12 protein-coding genes and 1 pseudogene are annotated in these 21,555 nt (G+C 31.4%); 8 read left to right on the top strand and 5 right to left on the bottom strand.

What is annotated here, in order from left to right; all coding sequences use genetic code 4:
- The 6 genes and pseudogenes from H6411_RS02970 to H6411_RS02995 form a co-directional block, all read left to right on the top strand.
- Positions 1 to 376, top strand: a pseudogene (locus H6411_RS02970) (hypothetical protein); the annotation flags it as partial.
- Between the two features lie 128 nt (positions 377 to 504).
- Entirely contained in the window at positions 505 to 1,179 is a 675-nt protein-coding gene (locus tag H6411_RS02975; protein WP_216083161.1) for a hypothetical protein, read from the top strand.
- A gap of 14 nt (positions 1,180 to 1,193) precedes the next feature.
- Entirely contained in the window at positions 1,194 to 1,799 is a 606-nt protein-coding gene (locus H6411_RS02980; protein ID WP_216083162.1) for a hypothetical protein, read from the top strand.
- A gap of 136 nt (positions 1,800 to 1,935) precedes the next feature.
- Positions 1,936 to 3,996: an iron ABC transporter substrate-binding protein gene (locus H6411_RS02985; RefSeq protein ID WP_216083163.1), complete on the top strand. Its 2,061-nt coding sequence runs from the start codon at positions 1,936 to 1,938 to the stop codon at positions 3,994 to 3,996.
- Positions 3,997 to 4,009: 13 nt separating this feature from the next.
- Positions 4,010 to 4,336, top strand: coding sequence for a hypothetical protein (locus tag H6411_RS02990; RefSeq protein ID WP_216083164.1), 327 nt, complete (start codon positions 4,010 to 4,012; stop codon positions 4,334 to 4,336).
- Between the two features lie 183 nt (positions 4,337 to 4,519).
- Positions 4,520 to 6,595, top strand: a complete 2,076-nt coding sequence (locus H6411_RS02995) for an iron ABC transporter substrate-binding protein (RefSeq protein WP_216083165.1) — start codon at positions 4,520 to 4,522, stop codon at positions 6,593 to 6,595.
- 54 nt (positions 6,596 to 6,649) lie between these two features.
- On the opposite strand, the gene H6411_RS03000 is transcribed toward H6411_RS02995, so the two are convergent.
- A complete protein-coding gene (locus tag H6411_RS03000; protein ID WP_216083166.1) occupies positions 6,650 to 6,790 on the bottom strand; it encodes a hypothetical protein in 141 nt (46 codons plus the stop codon).
- 149 nt (positions 6,791 to 6,939) lie between these two features.
- Here H6411_RS03000 and H6411_RS03005 point away from each other — a divergent pair, with 149 nt between their 5' ends.
- The gene (locus H6411_RS03005; RefSeq protein WP_216083167.1) at positions 6,940 to 8,691 is read left to right on the top strand and encodes an iron ABC transporter substrate-binding protein; all 1,752 of its coding nucleotides are present in this window, start codon (positions 6,940 to 6,942) and stop codon (positions 8,689 to 8,691) included.
- Between the two features lie 527 nt (positions 8,692 to 9,218).
- Positions 9,219 to 9,686: a hypothetical protein gene (locus tag H6411_RS03010; RefSeq protein ID WP_216083168.1), complete on the top strand. Its 468-nt coding sequence runs from the start codon at positions 9,219 to 9,221 to the stop codon at positions 9,684 to 9,686.
- 54 nt (positions 9,687 to 9,740) lie between these two features.
- Here the strand turns inward: H6411_RS03010 and H6411_RS03015 are convergent, their stop codons facing one another.
- The 4 genes from H6411_RS03015 to H6411_RS03030 are packed head-to-tail and all read right to left on the bottom strand — an operon-like array spanning position 9,741 to position 21,546.
- Positions 9,741 to 12,866 carry a hypothetical protein gene (locus tag H6411_RS03015; protein WP_216083169.1) on the bottom strand — a complete coding sequence of 1,042 codons (3,126 nt, stop codon included), beginning with the start codon at positions 12,864 to 12,866 and terminating at the stop codon, positions 9,741 to 9,743.
- Positions 12,856 to 14,949 (bottom strand): ATP-dependent helicase, encoded by a 2,094-nt coding sequence (locus H6411_RS03020; protein WP_216083170.1) that lies wholly within the window; start codon positions 14,947 to 14,949, stop codon positions 12,856 to 12,858. Before H6411_RS03020 ends, H6411_RS03015 begins: the two co-directional genes overlap by 11 nt.
- Positions 14,950 to 14,968: 19 nt before the next feature.
- Positions 14,969 to 18,088 carry a hypothetical protein gene (locus H6411_RS03025; protein WP_216083171.1) on the bottom strand — a complete coding sequence of 1,040 codons (3,120 nt, stop codon included), beginning with the start codon at positions 18,086 to 18,088 and terminating at the stop codon, positions 14,969 to 14,971.
- Positions 18,088 to 21,546 carry a hypothetical protein gene (locus H6411_RS03030; protein WP_216083172.1) on the bottom strand — a complete coding sequence of 1,153 codons (3,459 nt, stop codon included), beginning with the start codon at positions 21,544 to 21,546 and terminating at the stop codon, positions 18,088 to 18,090. Before H6411_RS03030 ends, H6411_RS03025 begins: the two co-directional genes overlap by 1 nt.
- Positions 21,547 to 21,555 lie beyond the last annotated feature (9 nt).

Consider the following 21,555-nt stretch of genomic DNA (forward strand, 5'->3'; position numbering starts at 1 on the left):
GGCTTCTAATAAAGAAAAAACAGGAAATAGTGCTTCTTTTGAAGAAATAGATATCAAGAAAGTTCAAGGTAACGAACCAGAATTAAGAAACAATAAGGGATATCACGTTAGCTACAACAAATATCACCTATGGAATGAAGGATTAAGAAGTCCTATAGCTTTGAATTTGTTGTTGGACAGCTTAGTTGATATTTTCCAAAGACAATATGATCCGGAATTTAAGGGAGTTAATAATGTAGGGACTGGAGCATCCAGCGGCACTAATGGCGATTACAAAGACAAATATAAGAAAGCTATGGATTGAGGAGATTATTGGAATAAATATTTCATAACGGGAACCAATAAAGAAAATACAGCGTCAGCCAAAACAAAATAGTAAAAGACACTTCTTAAGTGTTTAACGTACAGTTTTCGTTTCAGATAAAGTTAAAAATAACATATATGTAGTTTTTACCTATTTGATAAATAATTTTCTCTATAATCGATAAAGTTCTTATTCAAAAAATGAATATTTCTCAAGTATTAGCAGCTGTTAGTGGCGTTTCAGCTGTTACATCAACAGCAGTAGCTGGAGCTTCTTTAGGAGGATCTTTTGATAGCTCAAAAGTTCATAGAGAGAACGTAAATAAATTTAGATCTATTATTCAAAAGGTTTGTTCAGTCCTTAATTCAAATGAAGAAATCTTTTCTGATCTTTCTCAATTGCCAAGTGTTGTTTGATTTCGTAAAACTGAGTTTTTAGCCAAACCTTTTGACTATAGTTATGAACATCCGAATTCATATGATGAAGCGGGATTTACAAGAGAAGATATTCAATTGATGTGCACAAATTTAGATGAACACATTAAGAAAATACAGAATCAAGTTTTTAAAAATAGTGAATTAGCTAGTTTGATTTCTAGGATGGATAATAAGGTTTTGGAATTGATTTTATGAGGAGTTTTAGATGGAAGTTGTTTGTATTTGGATATTTTGAAAGAAATTAAAGTAAGCAATCCGGATCTCTATGCTAAAGCAGTTTCTATACAAGACCCAAATTTTAGAATCGATGAAAACATCTGTAGGTTTGTAGAAAAGAGCGCTAATTATGAACAGAAGAAGCAAAAGTTTAGATCGGATTTAGAGAGGCAAATTAACGGGTTTCTAGGAGCTCAAACAGAATCTCTGGAAACTAAATAACAAAGAATCGGATAATGAATATTTTTAATTTGATATCCATTATTTCAGGAGCTATAGCTGTTACATCAACAGCAGTAGCTGGAGCTTCCTTTGGAGGAGCTTTTAGTAATTCAAAAGTTGATGTAGAAAATACTAGAAACCTTAAGTCTATTATTGAATGAAGCTGTTTGGTTATCAATTCGAATAAAGATAAATTTGCAGAAGATAACAAAAGTAGAGAGGTTAAACATCTCTGTGAAAATTTAGATGAACATATTAAAGATTTAAGAACTTCTGATATTAAGGGTAGTGAACTAAAAAGTCAGATTTCTAGATTAAACAATAAGGCCTTGGAGACAGCTGTTTGATCGGCTCTTGAAGAGAAATGTTTTTATCACGAAATGCTTTCTATTAAAGCTTCAAAATTTGAAAATATGTCTTTTGGAACTGAACTTGGAGACAGCGCCCAAGAAGTATGTAAGTATGTACCTAAACCTAAGGATTATGAAGAGTTGAAAAAGGGGTTTATGGATAATTTGGAGAAGGAGGTAATTCAAGAAAATGAATTTCAGTCTATATTGAGTAGTGATTCTTATGAAGAAGAGACAGTTGGAACTATTTCAAGTGATCAACAGATATAATTAAACTATAAAAACTATCTTTAAATTTAGCAAATAGAGTTTTTTTGTTTGCATATTTTTCGTTCATTTAATTTCAATCTTTATTTATTAGTTCTTGAGTTCATTTTTAACTTTTAAATAGAGATTCTTTTAGTCTTTGGGTTTCCCGTTTAGCTCCCTTTTAATAAATAAGAAAACCATACTCAAGATCGCAGTTCCTTCAGCCTCTTCTATAGGTATCTTTGGAGGAACTGGATCTACTGTTGAGTACAAGATTATGGTCAACTACAATGGCCAGGCTGACTTGTTACTTAGTCTTCAAATACCTCCGGATTACTATCCTTATCAATTCAAAAAGACTAACCTATATGACTATCTGACTAATGTAGATAAATATATTGTTGTTAATGATCATGTGTCTCAAAACAAGAAAGATATAAAGAAGAGTCTACAGTCCAGAATAAATGCTCTTCTTTCTCAGGTAAAGGAATTTGGATCTTCTCTATGAAATGAAGATCTTTATGACACAGGGATAGTTTTTAGGAATAATCAATTTTGAAATAATAAGAAAACCACACTTTTATTTATTGAACAATTTATTGCTGATGACTATACGAATATTGAAGACGGATATGACCTTTTACCAGTACATAAGAAGTTAATAGTAACTAACTATAGGGCAGCTAGGGATCCTTATACGATTTTTGATGAGCAAGTTTTTGAATGTTTTAAGAATCCAAGCGGAAGCGGTTGTTCTGATAATAAATTAGCAAAGAAATTCATGAGTTATATGGCGAATTATGATTTGGAAGAAATTAACTCTATTTATAGATTTGGGAAATATATTGAGTTCTGAAATAGGTTAGTTGAGGAGAATAAAACTCAAATGCAGACTTTGGGTTTTGAAAATTGAATTACTAAAGAGAAATTATTTAGCTTGGATGATAACGTAGATAAAGAATTAGCAAAGAAGTATGGAACTACTATTTTCACTAAAGAAGAGCTTTGTTTTTTGAATGCTTGGGCAGAAGAAAAAGATGAAAAAACGGAGTGTGCAGATGCATCTAAGTATGGTGAAAAAATTAATGGCAAAAAATTTGAAATTAATTATCAGAAGACAGTCAAACCTTCAAAAACTCACCATCCAGCTCTAGAGCAACAGGTTCTTCCTGGAACTGCTCCTTTAGCCGAAGGATCTCAAAAGGACATTATTGTTTTCCTTTATCAATTTGCAGCTTCAATAGATAAGTACACCAAGAGTTCGGAATTTAGTCATGAATTTGCTAGCGATCTAAGAAAAGAAGCAATGGAAAATGTGTTGAGTAATGTTGGAGAGATAGCTGCAAACTTTAAAGAGAGAATTAAGAATATTAGGGATTACTTTAAAGCAATTGGGGTGGTTGATTCTTCTTTTGATCCTGAAGCAACAAGCCCAAATTGAACAACCACTAACTCAAAAACCTTCACAGTTTTAACTTACCCTCCTAGTGCATTTGGAGCAGGTGAGGCAACCATTCAATCTATGTCTAAGTTTCCTTTTATATATAAAGATATAGGTTTAAAGCAACCAATACCGGCTAATTTAACTGCTGCCAGTCCCGCAGTATCTAAAGCTCATGATGCTGCAGAAGATGAAGACTTATCCCATGAAATATTCTCAGTAGATGACAATGGTTGATGGTGAAAAATAGGTAGCGCCCATCTAGATCCAACTAACCTACTTGAATTCAGAGGGCAATCAGACACCGTTCTTATATTGGCTAATGAAGATGATTGAAATCTTCTTAAAGATCCAAATTCTGGAACTTTAAAAGCTGCAAGTTCTTTGTTGGCTTCTAATAAAGAAAAAACAGGAAATAGTGCTTCTTTTGAAGAAATAGATATCAAGAAAGTTCAAGGTAACGAACCAGAATTAAGAAACAATAAGGGATATCACGTTAGCTACAACAAATATCACTTATGAAATGAAGGTTTGAGAAGCCCTATAGCTTTAAATTTACTTTTAGATAGTTTAGTAGATATTTTCCAAAGACAATATGATTCTGAATTTCAGTCTGTAAATGGAACATCTAACAGTGGTAGCGTCGGAGGAAGTAGCAGCAGTGGAAACAACAACAATAATAAAGACAAATATAAAAATGCTATGGATTGAGGAAATTATTGGAATCAGTACTTTATAAAAGGGGCTAGCAAAACAACAGAAAACCAGACAAAATAAATTAAAAGTTTGTTTGGATAGCGAATACAAATTTTTTATTAAGAAAGAGTTAGCTATTCAAGTTTCTAGACTTAATAGTAAGTTTTTAGAGATGACACTTTGAGGAACTTTGGAAAGCACTTGTATTTTTTATGAAGCTATGAAGGAAGTGGAGCAGTTTGCCCCCGATACTATAAGAAGAAGATTCGAAGCTTTTAAAGATAGAGCTTCTGATATGTGCAGAAATGTTCCGAAAACTAAAGAATATGCAGCTTCCAAAGAACAGCTTAAAAAGTGCATGCAGGAAAATTGACAAATTGTAAAAGAAGGAGTTTGAGATTCTCACTCTAACTATATTTAAAGAAATAAAGGATTATTGGCTCATAAAGTCAGATATAATTCAGTGTGAAAAGCCATCTTTAAATTTAGTAAGTAGATTCTTTTTCTATTTATCCTTCATCAATTCATTTACTTAATTCAAATCTTTATTTATTAACGTTTCAAATTTATTTTTTTGTTTTTTAAATAAGGATTCTTTTAGTCTTTGGATTTCCCATTTAGCTCTCTTTTAATAAATAAGAAGACCATACTCAAGATAGCAGTTCCTTCGGCCTCTTCTATAGGTATTTTCGGAGGAACTGGATCTACTGTTGAGTACAAGATTATGGTTAACTATAATGGCCAAGCTGACTTGCTACTTAGCCTACAGATCCCCCCTGATTACTATCCTTATCAGTTCAAGAAGACTAACTTATATGACTATCTGACTAATGTAAATAAGTACATTGTTGTTAATAATCACGTATCTGACGAGAAAAAGAAAATAAAGGAGAGTTTACAGTCCAGAATTAATACTCTTCTTTCTAAAGTAAAGGAATTTGGATCTTCTTTATGAAATGAAGATCTTTACGATACAGGGATAGTTTTTAGGAATAATCAATTTTGAAATAATAAAAAGACAACTCTCTTGTTTATTGAACAATTTATTGCTGATGACTATACGAATATTGAAGACGGGTATGACCTTTTACCGGTACATAAAAAACTAATAGTAACTAATTACAGAGCGGCTAGAGATCCTTATACGATATTTAAAGAGGAGGTTTTTAATTGTTTTAAGAATAAGGGAAGTTCAGGAGCAGGCAATGGCAATAACTGTAATAGTAATAATCTTGCTAAGAAATTTATGGAATATATGGCCAATTATAACTTGGAGGAAATCAATTCTATTTACAGATTTGGGAAGTATATTGAGTTTTGAAATAGATTGATTGAAGAAAACAAAGAACAAATGAAGACTTTAGGTTTTGAAGAGTGAATAACAAAAGAAAAATTATTTAGTTTGGATGATAAGGTGGATAAGGTACTGGCCAAGAAATACGAAACCACTATTTTTACTAAGGAAGAGTTATGTTTGTTGCATACTTGAGCTGATGATAGTAATGGCAATGCAAAATGTGACACACCTAGTGATTGAAAAACTTCAATAGATAAAGATAAGTTCAAGATAGGCTATAAACCCTTTACTGCTTCTAAACCTTCAAAAACCCACCATCCAGCTCTAGAACAACAAATTCTTCCTGGTACTGCTCCTTTAGCTGAAGGATCTCAGAAGGACATTATTGTTTTCCTGTATCAATTTGCAGCTTCTATAGATAAGTACGCTAAAAGTTCAGAATTTAAATCTGAATTTGCATCTGATCATAGAAAGGATGCGATGACTAACGTATTGAATAATGTTGCTGAGATAGCTGCAAATATAAAGACAAGAATTTCAAAAATCAGGGATTACTTTAAGGCTATCGGAGTAGTTGATTCTTCTTTCAATCCCGAAGGAAACAATCCCAGTTGAACAACAACCAATTCCAAAACCTTCACAGTTTTAACTTACCCGCCAAGCGCTTTCGGAGCAGGAGAGGCAACTATCCAATCCATGTCTAAGTTTCCTTTTATATATAAAGATATAGGTCTTAGACAGCCTATACCTGCTAACTTATTAACTACTGCTACAGCAAGTAAAGTTCATGAAGATCATGATGAAGATGATCTATCCCATGAAATATTCTCAGTAGATGACAATGGTTGATGGTGAAAAATTGGTAGTGCGCATCTAGATCCAACTAACTTACTGGAATTCAGAGGTCAATCAGATACTATTTTGATTCTTGCCAACGAAGATGACTGAAACCTTCTTAAAGATCCAAATTCTGGAACTTTAAAAGCTGCAAGTTCTTTGCTGGCTTCTAATAAAGCGAAAGGAAGCGATAGCGCTAATTTTGAAGAAATAGATATTAGAAAAGTTCAAGGAAATGAGCCAGAACTAAGAAACAACAAGGGATATCATGTTAGTTACAACAAATATCACTTATGAAATGAGGGATTAAGAAGTCCTATAGCTCTTAATTTATTGTTAGATAATTTAGTTGATATTTTCCAGAGGCAGTATGATACTGAATTTAAGGGGACTAATAATGGCAGCGCTGGAACAGGCAGCAGTAGCGGAAGCGCCAATAACGTAAACAGCAAATATCAAGAAGCTATGGATTGAGGGAGTTATTGGCATGAACATTTTATAAATGGCACACACAAAACTACTACTTCGTCGGGTAATCAAAAATAATTAAATTATTTTGTGTTTTTCGGAAATATTTATATATAATAAAGATGTTAAAAATTAATCATGTCTTGCTGCTGTTCTTGCTCTTGCTCACATAACTCATGTGGATGTTCTTCTAGATGTTGTTCATCTTCATGTTCATGCTGTAGTTGCAATTGTTGTTGTTCTCACAATTTTTCTCATCACCATCGCTGCCATGCACCAGCTAATTACTTCTTTGGTTGTTGCCCTTCTTGTGAATGTGAAGGCGCTTGTCATTCTTCTGCTGAATCTGATAAATCTAAAGAAACAAATACAGGTAGCGACGAATAAAGTAATTAAGATTCATTTTTATTTGATGTGCACAAGTGTATCTTCAAGGAAAGACATTTAATTACAAGTTAGTTTTACCTTTATTACTAGTTACAGGAACTGTCTCCTCTTCTTTTTTCGGGGGTAGGCGTAGTTACAAAATAATCACTAATTACAATAGTCAGGCTGATTTACTCTTAAGCTTAGGGATAAGTCCTGATTATTATCCTTACCAGTTAAGGAAGTCAAAACCATTTGACTATTTATCTAATGTAGATAAGTATTTAGTAGTCAACAATAATGTTTCTGACAATAAGAAAAAATTATCTAGGAATTTACAAGCTAAGTTAGATTCTTTATTTTCAAAGATTCAGGAGTTTGGGGATGGTCTATGAGATAAGACTATCTATGATGCTGGTTTATCTCATAGGAATAATGAATTTTGAAATCAAAAGCAGACTTCTTTATTATTGCTCGAGCAATTTGTGGTAGATGATTATCCACAAATTAGTGATGCTTATGACATATTGCCTAGTCATAAACACTTAATAATTACTAATCATAGAGCTTCTAGAGATCCATTTACTGTTTTTGGAGAGAGTGTATTTAATTGTTTTAAAGCTAGTCAAACGGAGAAATGTGATAGTGTTGCTAAGTCATTTAAGCAATATGTGAAGAATTATGACAAGGTGCATGTTAACTCTATTTATAGATTTGGTAGATATATAGATTTTTGAAATCAGTTTGATACTGATGATTCAGAACCTAGCTTTAAGGAGTGATTAGATAGCGAGGATTTATTTAATTCAGATTCTCATTTAGATCATGAGATAGCTCATAGATATGCTGAAGCGATATTCGCAGAAGAGGAATTAGATTTGTTGTCTGAATGAGAAGGAAAATCGTGAACTATTAATTATTTGAATCATAGTCCTACTTTAGTTCATCATGCAGCATTGGAAGAACAGACTATGCCTGGTTCTACTCCTATGGCAGAAGGTAGTCAAAGGGAGTCTATGTTGTTTCTATATCAGACAGCATTCTTGATTGATAAGTTCACTAAGAGTGATTCATTTGAGGAAGCTTTTGCTTCTGATTCTAGGAAAGATGCAATGAAAAATGCTATGAAGAATGCAGCTGAGATAGGGAAAGAAATTAAAGAGAGATTTAAGAATATAAGGGAGTACTTTAAGAAAATAGGTGTAGTAGATAATAATTTTTGTCCCGAGAGCAACAAAAGAATAGATACTAATTCTAAAAGGTTTGGAATAGTAGTATTTCCTCCTGATTCTTTTGGAAACGGAGATAGTATGATGCAGACTATTTCTAGGTATCCTTTCCTATATAAAGATATCGGTTTAAGACAAGCTATTCCTGATACTTTGTTGAAACATGAACACAATGAAGAACATGATCATGAGTCTGAAGAGGAATTATTTGCAGTAGATGATCATGGATGATGATGGAATTTAGGGAATATTAATTTAGGTAATAGTAAGATAAGTGAATTTAAAGATACAGTAGATAACTTGATTGTTTTAGCTAATGAAGATGACTGGAAACTTTTAGAGAATTCTGCTTCTATTAGAGGTATTTCTCATTTATTGAAGAATAGTTCTGCTTTGGTAAATGATTCATATGATTTGTGAAGTGAAGGATTGAAGAATCCTATTGCTCTTAATTTGATACTAGATAGTTTGGTAAATATGTTTCAGAAGGAATATGACAAAGATTTTTCACATAAAAGCGAGTATCAGAAAGCTATGGAATGAGGTAATTATTGGAGTGAAACTTATTTAAAGATTTAGTTTTTTTGAGGTTCTTTGTTTACGAAAATTCATACTTCTCTATAGAAATTCATAACTTTTAATTTCAGGTATTTTCAGGAAACTCTTGCCAGTTTTTTGTGTCAATAGTATTTTTCGACTTTTCTTTGTATGACCATTTCTTGTTGCTATTAATTAGGAGATATTACTTTATGAAGAAAAATATTCTTTCGCTTATTCTACTTTCTAATATCTGCTCACATTTTTGTATTTTTTAAGTTTGTCTATCAATACTAATGCGTAATCAATTTTTTTGTTATCTGATGATATATTTGTATTTTCCGACTTACCAAATTTGAATATTTAAATAAATTAGATAATTTTTCTATATTGATTTTTGCATTTTATTTCTAGGAGATAGAATTTTGAGTAAAAAATTTAATGATAAAGGTTAGTTTATTTTTTTCAATAAGCGCTAAAATGGCGAATTTTCGTTTATTGATATTGAAAAGCAAGTATGGGAGTTAGTAGTTTGGCGATTTTTAAGAAATTTTTGATCAAAAAAATTAATGCGAAATTCTAAAACTGTCTTATTTACTATCTGTGGTTTATTAGGAGTGAATTTTGGAGGTTATTACGTATACGGAGAAATAAAGGCGCGTAACAATACTACTCCATTAAAAACGGAAGTAGGTTTAGATGAATTAAGACATAAAAAGGAAGAAACAGAAGAAGAGTTAAGAAGAGCAGTTCGGCAGATAGAAGAAGAGTACGATTATAAATTTAGGTATGAATGACGTCAAAAGTATTTTTCTGGGTGTAATAGGCTGATGGATGTTGACGGGTGTATCGATGATTATGTGTATAAGTTGGAACCAAAAAAATTTGAATGAGTGCCTCGAGAATATAGAAAAAAATATGGCAGATCGATTTTTTGTGAGGATGAGAGGCATGAATTAGCTCCCCATCCTTCTCGTAAGTATCATGTTTTCACAATAGTGTGTGAAAAGTGAGTTTTTAGCGAATATGATTATTAGATTTGTTTAAATTCTTTTATTTAGAGACATACTTTTGATTTTTAAGGTTGTTAGTTAGACAGAGATTAATTTCTTTTCAAAAACCAAAATCATTTTTTCTTTAACTTTAGTTTTTCAGAGCCCTTCTATTGTTTTTATGTTTTTAGATTGTTGATCGCCAAGTATATAGACGTAGTCTACTGGTTCTTGTTTGTCTATATCGGCGTGTTTTTTTATATTTAAGATTTCTATTTTTGATTTTTTTATTAGATCATCTAAGTTTTGACAGTTGTTGATTGTTTCAAATAGTAAGTCTGTTGTGTTTCTTTTGATCTGGTAATTTACGTTTTTTCTTGTTTGTATTCAGATGTTTAGTTCGTTAAAGATTCTATTTAACAACTCTTTATTGTTTGTATATTCTTGTTGGTGTTTTTTGCATTTGTATATGGTTTCTAAGGTAGATATATAGTCTGGCAGATCTAATTTAAATAGTTCTTGGAATTCTTTGTCTTCTAGGAATATGGAAGAGAGTTTTGAAATCAGGAAATTTTCGTTTGGAAAAGAACAGAGGGATAGGCTTTCGTCCATGAATCTATTTAAGTGTAGTTCTATGTATTTATTTTCATCTGAGGTCACTATTACAAAAGATTTGTTTAATTCTTGAGCAGTTTTTATTTCCGTTTTTAAGTCTTCTATGTAGTTGAGGTATTCTATTTGATCGGGTTCAGATTCTATAGTTGTTAGATCTTTTATTTCTTGAAGTATAGGGGATATATCTTGTGAGTCACTGGATAGGAATAATCCTTTTATTGTGCTGGTTATTGCGTTGTAGAAGAGTTGGGAGTGTTGATGTTGGTTTGCTCAGGAACAGAAGTTGCTGTTTAAGTTCATTATGAATACGTTTTCGTATTTAAATTCGTTCAAGGCGTTCATTTGGTAGATAGCAGTTGAACTTGAGAAGTGAGGTTTTAGTTTTTCTACTGTTTCTTGGGATTTAACTAGTATTACGAAGTTTGAGAGAGTTTGTGTTTTGGATTTAACTCAGTTGATTTCTTCTTCTTGTGAATTAGCTATGTAGGTAATTGGTTTTTCCCCTGGTAAGTCTGGGTTGGTTAGGTTAGAGCCAAGTAGTTTATTTAGGAGGGAAAGGGAGTAGTTGGTTGTTGGAGAGTATTCTTCTGTGAGAGTTCTTTTTTTAGCAATTAGTAATTGTTTTCCTAAGTTTTGGATTTGTGATTTGCTTTTGTATATTTCTGAGTTGTGTTTAGAAATTAGTAATACGCTATCGGTTGCTGCAATTATTTTGCTTAGTCAGCTTAGTTCTTCTTCTGATAGTAGGCAGTAGTCTAGGAATATTAAGTCTGAAATTTTTTCTCGGCACAGTTTTTCTATTTGATTTTGGTTGTGTAGGAAATGTTGATGGGCAAGGATGTCTATGAATTTGTATTCTGGTTTGTGTTTAGTTTCGTTTTTGTATTTTCTGTATATTTCATATACATAATTTATTTCTTTTTTTGTTAATAGATTAGTTAATTCTGGTTTTTGTTGGAAGTCGGATAGTTCGCTTATTCTCTCTATTCTGTCGCAGTCTCTCATCAAGCATATAGCTTTATAGAAGGAGTCTCATGATGTTTTAGGAACAGAGAATTGTTCTAAGTAGGTTTGAATTAAAGCTTTTTTCTGGGTTATTGGATTTATTTTTTGTGTATATGGTCTTTTAGAGATGGTACTTAAGAATTCGTAGAAGGAGAAATTTCTTATTTGGTGTTTAGATAGAGTTTGTTTTCAGTTGCTTTCATCTGGGTAGACTAAAAAGATTTTGTTTTTGGGATTGGATATTTCGCCTTTATATCTTGATATGAATTCTATTGTTTCTTTTTCTTTTACGCTTTCTCATAAGACTTTGTATGTTTCTTCTTCTTTTTTTTCCTGAATAGCGTCATATTTTTTGTATTGTTCGAATTCTGAGTAGCAGTAGACAAATATTTTTTCTGTAGATAGTTGTAGGTCTTCTTCTGTGGGTTCTTCGGGGTGTATTAGAAAGGCATATTTTGGTTTGTGTGTTGGTTTTTCTAGTTTAGTAAGTGCTAGGCTGTAGGAATTTTTTGTATCTAGTGATTTAGATCAAATTCTTTCTTTTATTTCTTCTATGTCTTGTTTGTGGTTTAGTCCTTCAATAATGGAGAGAAATTCAATTTGTTTTCCGTGCATGTATGGTAATTTTCCGCTACTCAATAATTCCAGAAATATATCTTTAATTGTTTCTTTGGCCTGTATTCTTTCTACTGTTTCTTGAATTTCTTTATCTTTTTTGTTGTTTATTAAATCAAGTAGATCTTTGTCTATTTTTTCGAAGGATGATAGGTTGGCTATTTCTAGTCAATTGATAAATATTTTGAATTCGTTTCTGAATATTTCTGGGAATATTAGATTGTATTTTCTTTTTTCTTCTTCTGTGTTGGTGTAGATTCGGCAGTCTTTGTATGATCCGTTTTCTTTCTGTATTTTGTATATTTTTCCTATTATTCAGTAGCTTTCATATGGAGCTTCATTAGTGTTGTTTATTAGTTGATTTATCTCTTCTTCATCTATTTTGATTTGATTATCTGGATTTTCATAGTATTTATTTTTGGTTTCTAGGTAGTCTTTAGCTAGTGATATGTAGTTGTGTTTTTCATCATGAGATAGTCATTCTCAGACCCATTCTTCATCTTTTTCGTAGGTTCAGAATAGGGTTACAACGTGACTGAATAGTTCTTTTATGAAGTTTTTGTTTTCTTGATCTTGTTTTTTAAATGGAGTGTTTCCAAGGACAAAAACAAGTTTTCTTTCCTGAGATATTTTTTCTCAGAGTATTCTGGGTTTTGTTATTCCATTTGGTTGATATTCTTGTATTGTGAAGTTTTGTTTTAAGGTTTCATAGTTTAGATACCCTATTCTGTTGGCTCAATATTTAAATTCTTTGTCTAGAACGCTTTCTAGTTCTTTTCTGAATAAATCTAGGTCTTGAAGCTCGTAAGTAATAATTAGGACTTGAGAGGGTCTATTTATTTTTTCCTTGTTTTCTATTAGGTGGCCAAGTTTTATGGCTGCTAGTCTTGCGGTTTCTTCCCTAGTTCAACCACTAATAAGAGAATATTGAAGAGGAGCGGTTATTACTTTGTATTGTGCTGCGGATAATTTATTTCAGTTAATTGTCATCTTCTATAAATTCTGATTCTTCTTCTGTTAGTAAATCTATAGTTTCGTAGTCATCTGTTTCATTTTCTTCTTCCTCTAGATATTTGTTTTCTTCTGATTCATCTTCAATTATTTCGTGTATTAAATCTTTTATGTCTTTTAAGAATCTAGAGATGCCTCTTTCACTGTCTTTAGCTGAGGAGGAGAGGAATAATCCTTTTTTGGCTCTGGTCATGGCTACATAAGCTAGTCTTCTTTCTTCTTCTACATAGTTGAAACCTCCTTTTTTTGTTTTGTCTATGGATATATTTGAAGGGAGTTTGTCTTCGTCGAATCTCATGAGGAAAACGTAATCGAACTCTAGACCTTTTACTCTGTGTATGGTACTTATTATTAGATCATCTCCGTCTAGGCTTCTTGGATTGAATCTAGTTATTTTTTCTTTTATCTCTTCTATGCTTTTTGAATTTGGAATTATTCCACTTAGGAAACTTCTTAGATGGTCGAATTTATTTGGATGACCGCTGTAGTATTCGAATATTTGACATGTTTTTAAGATTGTTTGTATTTTTTGTTCTGGACTTACTTGTGAGTCTGGTTTCTTAGCTATTTCCTGTATTTTTCTACATATTTGTCTGAAAGCGATTATTTTTTTGTCTATGCTGAATCTCATTATTTCTTGAACAGCAACTTCTCATCCGTTCTTAAATAATTCTTCTATTGTTTTGACCCCTATTCCTCTTCTTGGTTTATTTATTACTCTTTTCATGGCTTTTCCTAGTATCTTGTTGTTGTTTATGAGAGCTATATCTAGTCAACTTATTAGGTCTTTAATTTCTTCTTTATTTAGGAATTCGTGTATTGATGTTTTGTTTTCGTAGGGAATTCTTTTGGCTAGTAATTTGTTCTCTATTAGACCTTTGTGTGATTTATTTCTGGTAAGAATAGCTATTTCTTTTAAGGGTACTTTTTGTTTTTCGTTTAACTCTATTATCTTTTCTATTATTCAGTCTTCTTCTCAGGTGTTGGAGTTGGTTAGGTGTAGGTTTACGGGGATTCCTAGTGAGGGATTGGAAGCATGTAAAGTTTTAGATAAACCATCTTGTTTGTGGTTGAATGATATTAATTTATTTGATATCTCTAGTATTTCTGGTGTAGATCTGAAGTTCATTTCTAGTTTTCTGATATTTACTTCTTTTCCTAGGGAGTAGAAGTGTTTTTTGAATTTATTGAAGATGTCTGGTACAGCTCCTCTGAATTCATAGATAGATTGGTCTGGATCTCCTACGCATAGGATGTTGTTATTGTGTTCAGATAGTTTCTTTAGTATTTCAAATTGAACATCATCTATATCCTGGAACTCATCACACAGAATAGCATCGAATTTGTTTGATCATTTTTTGGCTGCCTCTGGATTTTTTAGTAGTTGGTAGGCTACTAACAATATGTCATCTAAAGTGTATGCATTTAGTTCTTTTAGTTTTTGGTCGTATTTTTTGTAGAGATGGAGAATGTTGTTGTATAGAAAGTTGGAGATTTTTCTTGCTGTTAGTGGTCTTATTATTTCTTCTCTTACTCTGGATAATTCTTCTTCTGTGAAGATAGGCTTATCATTTTTTTTGCAGATTCATCTAAGTTCGCTTATTACTCTTCTTGTGTCTTCTAGACCTCCTCTGGGTATTTCTTCTTGTTTAACTATTTCTAGTATTAGTCTTTTCTCTCTGTTTTCTCCATAGATTTTTTCTTTTCGGATTGTTCCTATTTCTTCTTCTATTAGGTGCATACAGAATTTGTGGAAGGTGGAGATGTGGCATTTATTCTGTATTTCTTTGATTGAAGGTACGTCTTCTAGGAGTTTGAAAATTCTGTTTTTCATATTTTTTGTGGCTGTATTAGAGAAGGTGATGGCTAGTATTTTGGTTGGATCTATGTTTTTTGTTCTGACTAAGTATTCAAATCTTTTTGCTAAGACTAGAGTTTTTCCGGTACCAGCTCCAGCTATTACCAGTGTTGGTGTTAATGGTGATTGGAAAGCATCAATTTGTTGTTGAGTATCTCCGCTTATGTTTTGATAAGGTTTTAAGTTTTTGTTATTTTGGTGCACTACTTGTCTTTATACGTATTTAATTATCCTCTCATATAAGAAAAAATATCTTTTCTCTTATTCCACTTCTTCAATTTTCTGTGCAAGTTCTTATATTTTGCAATTTATCTATGAATATAAGCGCGTAATCAAACTCTTCATTCTGCGCATTTAAGTCTGTGTGCTTCCTTATTTGTTTTTCTGGATTATTTAAGTTTGAAATAAGGCCACTGATGTCTTTGCAGTTATCTACTCTTTTTTCTATTTTTTCTGAGGTTTGTTCTTTGATTTTGTAACTTAAGTTTTTAGCGCTGTAAACCCAGGATATGAGCTCGTTTGAGACGCTTTTTATTAAATAATTCGTGCTTTCTGTTTCTATGTAATATTTACATTTTTCGATTGTTCTCAGAAGATTTATGTAGTCTTGTCAGCTTCATCTAAAGATTTGTTTTATTTCTTGATTTTGTGAGAATATGGATTTGATTTCTGAGATTATCTTGTTCATGTCTTTTGTTTTCATGAGGTTTATTGCTTTTTTAAGGACTAAGTTTGTTTGGAATTGGTTTCATTGATTTCTTAAACAGTTTAGAAATATTTGATTTTCTTGGTAGTCTTCGGTAGTGATGATTACAAAAGATTTATTTTCCTGTTCTGCTTTGTCTATCTTTTCAGATAAGTTTTGGCATCTTTCTTGTTGATTTTTGAAATAGGTTCTTGTTATTAAATTTATTTGATCCAAAGATTCTACTTTTGTTAGGTTAAGTATTTGTTTTAGGAATGGAGAGATATATGGAGTGTTATTGGAGAAAAATATTTGTTTAGAGCAACTGAGTATTGAGTTTTTTAGAAGTTGAAGATCTTTTGGCGAGCTGAAGAGTCTATTCAGGTTAGTTATAAATACGTTTTCTCATGTTCTTAGATTTGTTTCGCTTATATTTATAACTTCTAGATTTGGGAATTGTTGTTTTAGGCATGTTATTTGTCAGTGCGTTTGAGAATGCGTAATTATTGTTGCAGTGGAAAGGCTTTTAATTTTTTTCTCTACTCATTTGATTTCTTCTTCTTGAGAGTGGGCTATGTAGGTTCTAGGCTTTTCCATTGTTGAATGCATTATTTTGTTTTTTATGGTTTGAATGTAGTCCTCTTGTTTTTCTTCTTTTTTGATTTCTGAAATTGTTGTTAGTTCTTTTATTTTTTCTAGAAAAGGAGAGATTTTTTGGGAATTGCTGGATAGAAAGAGCTTGTCGGAAGATTTAAGTATCGCTTTACAAAAGAGCTGAAAGTGAGTGGATGAATTGAAGTCGCTATTTAGTTGAATTATGAATATGTTTTTTCACGTGATGTTGTCTATTTCATCTATTAGTTGTATTTTTATTTTGGGAAAGAGTTTTTCTAATTCGTAGTTTTCAGGCTTTTTATCGGATGCAATAATTATTAAAGAATTAGAAGGGTTTGTTAGTTTAGAGGAGAGTCAAATAATTTCATTTTGAGTTGAATTAGCTATGTGGGATACTGCCTTTGTTCCTTCTAAATTTGGATTTTCTAATTTGGAATTTGTTAGTTTGTTTACTAGAGAAAGCGCATAGTTAGAAGTTTGCGGATAATTATTAATTTTTTTAGGATGTGTTTTTATTGTTACTAACTCTTTTATTGGATCTAATAAGGAAGATATATTTTGAGAATCGCTGGAGAAAAATAGTTGGCCAGTATTACTGTATATCGAGTCGCATAAAAGTTGTAGGTGATATTTAGAGAAGAAGTTTTCGTTTAGATTTGGAATTAATATGTTCTCTCACGTTCTATTTTTTATTTCGCTCATTTTTACTATTTCTATGTAGGGAAATAGCCTTTCAAGGCTGAGTATTTCTGAAGAAGTATTTTCGTAAATAAGAATAGTTGCTGGCCATATTTGAACTAATTGATTTTTGATTCATTTGATTTCTTCTTCTTGGGAGTTGGCCACAAAAAGTATTGGTTTGCGACCTGTTTTGATTGGATTTTCTAATTTGGAATTTGTTAGTTTGTTTATTAGAGAAAGAGCATAGTTAGAGGTTGGCGGATAACTAATAGTAGGAATTTTGACCTTTATAAGTTTGTTGCTGACTTCTTTCGTGTGTATCTGTATTTTTTCTTGTATGGATTTGAGAAGTTGTTTGGTTTTCAGATTTCCTATTATTTCTAAAAATTCATCACATATTTCTGAATGAGGTTGTTTGTAGAAACCTATTAGTTTGAATATTTCTTTTATGTTGTTCTCTTTTTGTATTGGTTCAATGAAGTATTTAGCTAACTTTCTGTGTTGAATGTATATTTGTTCGTATTGAATTGAATTTATTGATTGGAAAAGATGTTTTGGAATTTGGTCATAGCTGCTGTATGTAGCTACTTCTATTCAATCTAAAAGTAATTTGAATTTTTTTTGAAATATTTTTAGGATTAGTAATTGATACTTGGCTTTGTCTGATTGTTTTTCTAGTTGGATACAGAAGTTTTCTAATGGAAGATTTTGTTTTTTTGCTTGCTCTAGTTGTTTAAGTATTAGTTCTTTTTCTGGTGATGTTTGTTCTTCTGGGTGTGGCGCGATGGGATGAAAATCTAAGTCTTTTTTGTTAATAAAAGTGCAATGTAATTCCTCCCAATCTTCCATGTTATTTTTTTCATATTGTCAAAAGAAGGTGGGAATATCTTGGAATAGATTTTTTAGGGCGATGTCATCTATTTCGTATTCAACATTGCTGATATTTCCTATTACGAAGACTGCCTTTTTATATTTATCTAGTTCTTTTAAGGCTATTTTGGACTCGTTATTTCTTATTCATTCATCTCATGCTTCTATGTAAGTCTTAAAGTCTAGTTCGTCTGTTCAGTATTCCTTGCTATCTTTTAATTGATCTGAAAGTTGCTTTTTGAAGATTAATAATTCATTTATGTTGTAAGCGATAATAAGTACTTGTTGAGGATAAATTATTTCTTTTGAGTGAATTAAATTTGCAATTTGTAGAGCTGCTATTCTGTGAGCTTCTGATGCGGTTCAACCGCTAATTATGGTGTACTCAGGAAAATTGTTTTTTGATGGCCAATTTGGAAAATCAATTATTTCGTATTTTTCTTCTGTTTTCTTATTTCTCCATAAATTAAAAAATTTTTTTGTTATTGACATTATCTGTTTTCTTTTATTAGAAAGAAGATTTTTTCTTTAGCTTTGCTTTTTCATATTTGTTGGCATTTTTCTATTTCTTTTGTGTCATCTATGAGTATGTATAGATAGTCAGCTGGATCTACTTCGGAGTTTTCGTGGTTTGTTATACAGTTGCCGTTTGGTTTTAAGTTATCTATAAATTGCTTTAAATTTTTAGATTTGATTTCTGAATTTCTTATTTCTTCTATTACTTGTTGTTTGGTGTTTCTTGTTATGCAGGGCGATTTGTAGATTCAAGCCATTAATTCGTTAGCAATATCTAGTAACGAATTGTTGTTTTTTATGTATTGTTTGCAGTTGTTTATTGTTTCTGTGAAGAATATGTAATCCTGTCATTCCCCTCTAAAAAGAGATTTAAATTTAGGGTCTTTTTCGAATATTAGAGATTGCTCTTCTATTATGCTTTCCAAGTTATTTACTAACGAGAATTGAATTATTTTTTTTATGAATTTATTGATATGAAATTGACATGCTCTATTTTGGAAGCAAAAAGAAATAACTTGATCTTCTTTGTAATTTTTAGGTGTTACGATCAGGAAAGATTTATTTAGGTTTTCAGATTTAGTTATGTGTTTAGACAGTTCTGCAAATTTTTGAGCATTATTGTTGTAGTAAATCTTTTCGGTTGAAATTTTCTCAACAGGTTTCTCAACAGGTTTCTCAACAGGTTTTTCAAAGCGCGAAAAGTTTTTGAATTGGTTTTGAGGTGTAATTAAGAGACTCAGAATTGGAGAAATAACAGAATTGTTGCTGGATAGGTATAGATTTTCAGTATTGGTATTTATGGCTTTAAATAAGAGTTTGGCGTGCTCATATCTTTTGTTTCTTGCTCCGAATAGTTGGTTTAGGTGGACTATGAATATGTTCTTTTTTGTGATGCTTGTTATTTGACTTATTTTTTGTATTTCTATGTTGGGGAAGTTGCTGGTTAAAGATGGCACTCCTTTTTTAGGGTAATGAGCAACGACGATTGTTGTATTGCTTGGTTGTATTAGGTTACATTTAATTCAATCGATTTCTTCTTGATCGGTTTTGGCAATGAAGGTTTTTGCATTCAGTTTTGTAATTCTTTCTTTGATTTCTTCTATTACTTGTTCTGTTGTTTTCTTTCTTATTAAATCTGGTTCATCTTTGTAGTATTCCTGTCTAAGAATTTCTGGTTCTTTGGGTTTTGGTTGAGATTGAGGTTGAGATTGAGGTTTTGTGAATTGAATTTTTGAGATTCCTGAGTTAGTTTTGAAATCAGTTACTTTTGAATTATTGAGAAAGTTGTGATTAACTTGTTTTGGAGGGATTGGTTTGTCAATTACTTCTGTGTATTTAGGTTTTTCTCTTGGTATGGCGATAGTGGAGTAAGTAGTGGAAGATTCATATGTTTGAGATTTTTTATAGAGTCCCGAAGATGGCGAGTAGACTCTAAATTTTTTTGTTTCGTATTCGCAGTATGCAAATATCTTTTCTTTTGCCAGGCTTAAATCTTGTTGCGTTGGCTCTTTTTCTGATGTTATGAAAGCTATTTTAGGAACATATTTGCTTGCTGTAATCTTGATCTGAGCTATCTGATAATTAATTTTTTGGGATTCATTTTCTATTCTTTTTTGTATTTCTTTTTCGTATATTGTTTTTGTAAATGGATGAATGATGTCTAATAGTGTGTTTAGTGTTCGGGGATGCGCTTTACTTTGTACTATTTTCGTAAATACATTTTTTATTGAAGGTTCTCGTTGAACTTGCTTTATTTTCTCTTTTATATTTTCCTCTGTTGGGCTTAGCGGAGATAAATAACTGTATTGTTTTATTTCATTAAGTAATTCTTTTGGTATTTGACTGAAACTGCCAAAGTTTGATATTTTTAACCAATTTGTGAAAAATCTGTATTCATTTATGAATATTTGGGGAAGTAGGCTGTTGTATTTTTTAGTTTCTTCTCATGTATTTGTGTAAATCAGGATGTCTTTATATGAATACCCTTGTCTTTGAAGTTTTAATATTTCTTCTATTATTGTTGGCGGATCGAAAACTTCTTTTTTTAGAATTTCTTGAGTTTCATTAGGTTTTGTGGCGCGTGCGTTATAGATTTCGAAGGAATTGCTTTTTTCAGGAGAATAAATAAATATTTTTTCTCTTGCAAGGTTTAGATTTTCTGAGGTTGGAGCTATTTTTTTAGTTAAGAAAACTATTTTTGCTTTTTTAGTATTGTTATTTACTTTGCCGGCTATCTTATAAGTTTCTTTTTTTGATTTTTCCAGTATTTTTCGCTGTATTTCTCTTGAATATATTTTTTTGGTTATTGGATTAATTAGGTTTAGAAATTCTTTTCTTATTTCTGCTTTTTCCCTTTTAACTACTATATTTTGAAATATGGTTTTTATTAAGCTTTCTCTTTGTACTTTTTCAATTACTTGTTTTGTTTGATAATCGGAAAGTGTGAATGAGTCTATGTATTGGTATTCTCTAATTGAGCTAAGTAACTTTCTGTTTATTTGATTGAAATTGGCTAAATTTGAGATCTCTAATCAATCTATGAAAAATTTGTATTCGTTTTTGAATAGTTCGGGAACTAATTCATTGTATTTTTTTGTCCCTAGTTGAGTTGTTGTATAGATAAAGATGTCTTTGTAAGAGTAACCTTCGTGTTGTAGTTTGTATATTTCTCTAAGAAGAACATTGTGATCACTTAATTGTTCAGATGTTTTTTTGGTTTGGATTGTTTTTTTAGTTTCGATTTCTTTTTTTCCTTTTGAAGCAGGCTTCGCATAAACACTTTGAGCATTTTTTTGCTTAAATGTTGAGGGAGTTTCTTCTTTTAAGAGCTTAGAGGCTAGTTCTTCTATTGAGTCGTCTTGTTGGGGTGTAGCCGCTTGAGTTGAGAAATCTAATGAATTTTTATTTATGTGTATGTAGTCTGTTTCTTCATTTCATTGTTTCATGTCATTTCTTTCGTATTGTCAGAAAAAAATGACGACATTTCTGAAGAGTAGTTTGATGGCGTTAAGGTTTACAAAGTAGCTCTGGTCTTTTATGTTTCCTATGAGGAAAACTAGTTTTCTTTCTTGAGCTATTTTGTAGTTTTTAACTACTATTCTTTGTTTTGATTGTTCCGTTTTTTCTTTTTTGAAGAAATTATTTTGTAGTTCTGTATAGGAGGTGTAGCCTACGTGGTTGGCTCAGTGTTTATGGTTGGGTTCTAGAATAGTTTGGAATTCTTCTTTGAATAGTTTTAGGTCTTGTGGATTGTAGGCAACTATGAGTATTTGCTGAGGTCTTTCTATTTTTTCTTGTTCTATGAAGTTGACAGCTTTTATAGCTGCTAATTTATTGGTGTTTTGTTTGTTTCAGCCATGTATTATTGAGGATTTGTAGGGGCTTTTTAGTACTTCTATTTGAGAGGATGTTATTTCTTCTCAATTAACGTTCATTAATTGGAG

It is taken from the genome of Candidatus Mycoplasma haematohominis (assembly GCF_902712995.1).
Taxonomy (GTDB): domain Bacteria; phylum Bacillota_I; class Bacilli_A; order Mycoplasmatales; family Mycoplasmoidaceae; genus Eperythrozoon_B; species Eperythrozoon_B haematohominis.